The organism is Mycobacterium sp. E136 (assembly GCF_001666865.1).
Lineage (GTDB): Bacteria > Actinomycetota > Actinomycetes > Mycobacteriales > Mycobacteriaceae > Mycobacterium.
Genome location: NZ_LZJE01000055.1, coordinates 1 through 1904 on the forward strand (window position 1 = coordinate 1; position 1904 = coordinate 1904).

At 65.6% G+C, this 1904-nt stretch carries 1 protein-coding gene; it reads right to left on the reverse strand.

Annotated features, from left to right (window positions below; translation table 11 throughout):
* Positions 1 to 1904: non-ribosomal peptide synthetase (locus A5698_RS04080; RefSeq protein WP_156670604.1), on the reverse strand; the 1904-nt coding region annotated here is incomplete at both ends.

A 1904-nucleotide genomic window follows, 5' to 3' on the forward strand; every position in this document is an offset into this window, starting at 1 on the left:
ACCCCGGGCGCCCCCCCCCCCCCCCCCCCCACCACCACCCACATACAACTCCCCCACCACACCCACCGGCACCAAACGCAACCACCCATCAAGAACAAAAAACGCCGCCCCCACCACCGGCCCACCAATCGGCGGCACCCCCGAACCAGCCCGCAACGGCGCACTGATCGCCACGCACATCGTCGTCTCCGTCGGGCCATAGGCGTCGATCATCAGCCGGCCCGGCGCCCACCGATCAACCACATCCGGCGGACACGCTTCACCGACCACCACCAAAGCCGCAGAGTCGAGTCCGTCGTGCGGCAAAGCGGTTACCGCAGAGGGTGTCTGGGTCAATACGTCGACTTGTTCGCGAATGAGCAAGGCGTGGAGGTCCTCGGCTGAGCTCGCGACATCCTCGCTGACCACGACGACCCGCCCGCCGCGGAGCAGCGCCCCGAAAGTCTCCCAAACCGACACATCAAATGCCAGTGAATGACACAGCGCCCACACTCCCGCAGCCGGCAATCCGGCATCGAGCGTGCCCAGCAATTGAGTCACGTTGCTGTGAGTGAGGGCGACCCCCTTCGGTACGCCGGTGGTCCCCGAGGTGTAGATCACGTAAGCGATCGCATCGGCCGAAGGTCCGGGCAGGGCCGTATCGGGTTCGCCGTCGATGGCGGGATCGGCGACATCGATCACACGCAGGCCGCAACCGTCCAGCCGTGACCGCAACTCCACCGTGCTGATCACGGCGACCGGCGCGGCATCGGTCAATACGAAATCGATTCGCGCCGCCGGCACCATCGGATCGACCGGCACATAGGCCGCCCCAGCTTTGAGCACGGCCAGCATCGCAACAACGGCATCCGCCGAGCGCTCCAACAGAAGCGCTACACACTCACCCGGGCCCGCGCCGTGACTGACCAACCAGTGTGCCAAGCGATTCGACGACGCATCCAAGTCGCGATAGGACAGATCTCGGCCCTTGAAGCTGACCGCGACCGCGTCCGGCGCCCGCGTCACCTGCTCGGCAAATAACGCCGGAATCGTCACTGGCGTGACCGATCGGGTCAACGCTGCGCGGTTGCCTGCTTCATCAAGCCAGGTGCGCTCGGGCGCTTCGAGCACATCTACGGCCGAGATCCGCCGTGTCGGGTCGGCGGTCAACGCCGTCAACACCCGCCGGAAACGCCCGATCAGCGACTCGATACTGGCCGCGTCGAACACATCCGTACGAAACTCCACCGCCCCGGCTATGCCGGCGAATTCACCACGATCGGTGAAACGTTCAGCCAACGAAATGGTCAAGTCCATCCGGGCGGTTTGGGTGTCCACCGCCAGTGGCGTGACTTGCAAGTCGCCTAGGCTCCTGTTGGCGAGTTCGATGTCGCGTCCGGGAAGGTTCTGCCAGGCCAAAGCCACCTGCACCAACGGGTGATGGGTCATGCTCCGGGCCGGGTTGAGCCGCTCGACCAGCACGTCGAAGGGCACATCCTGGTACTCATAGGCGGCCAGGCTGCGCTGGCGCACCTGGGTGAACAGATCGGCCACGGTGGGATCGCCGGTCAAATCAATGCGCAGTACCAAGGTGTTGACGAAGAACCCCACCATATCGTTGAGCGCGGGGTCGCGACGTCCGGCGATCGGGAAGCCGACCGCCACATCGGAACTCGTGGTGAGCTTGGCCATCAGGACCGTCAGCGCCGCCTGCATCACCATGAAGCTCGTCACGCTGTGCTCAGCGGCCACCGTGCGCACTGCCCGTTGTACCTCGGCCGGCCAGTCGATCGATACCGTGGCACCGCGGTGGTCGGCCACCGACGGGTAGGGGCGATCGGTGGGCAACTGCAACCGCTCGGGCAGACCGGCCAGCGCCTCCTCCCAATAGGCCACCTGCGCGGTGATCGGACTCTCGGCGTCTT